Origin of the sequence: Synechococcus sp. MU1611, from assembly GCF_020514255.1 — a bacterium.
Lineage (GTDB): Bacteria > Cyanobacteriota > Cyanobacteriia > PCC-6307 > Cyanobiaceae > Parasynechococcus.
The window spans coordinates 1-589 of record NZ_VTLC01000012.1; the positions used below are offsets into that span (position 1 = coordinate 1).

The 589-nt window shown below is 58.2% G+C and carries 1 pseudogene; it reads right to left on the reverse strand.

The window, feature by feature from the left end:
- A pseudogene (locus FZZ92_RS13080) lies at positions 1–589 on the reverse strand (photosystem II q(b) protein); the annotation flags it as partial.

Genomic DNA, 589 nt, shown 5'->3' on the forward strand with positions numbered 1-589 from the left:
AAGGAGGCGTATTGGAAGATCAGGCGACCGAAGTAACCGTGGGCAGCCACGATGTTGTAGGTCTCTTCCTCTTGGCCAAACTTGTAGCCGTAGTTCTGGGACTCGCTCTCGGTGGTTTCACGCACCAGGGAGGAGGTCACCAGGGAGCCGTGCATGGCGGAGAACAAGCTGCCGCCGAAGACACCTGCGACGCCCAACATGTGGAAGGGGTGCATCAGGATGTTGTGCTCGGCCTGGAACACCAACATGTAGTTGAAGGTGCCAGAGATGCCCAGGGGCATTGCGTCAGAGAAAGAACCCTGACCGAAGGGGTAAACCAGGAAGACAGCAGAGGCTGCAGCGACAGGTGCGCTGTAAGCGACGCAGATCCAGGGGCGCATGCCCAGGCGGTAGGAGAGTTCCCACTCACGACCCATGTAGGCGTAGATGCCGATGAGGAAGTGGAAAACAACCAGCTGGAAGGGGCCGCCGTTGTACAGCCACTCATCGAGGGAAGCAGCTTCCCAGATGGGGTAGAAGTGCAGGCCGATGGCGTTTGAAGAAGGAACAACAGCACCGGAGATGATGTTGTTGCCGTAGATCAGGGAGC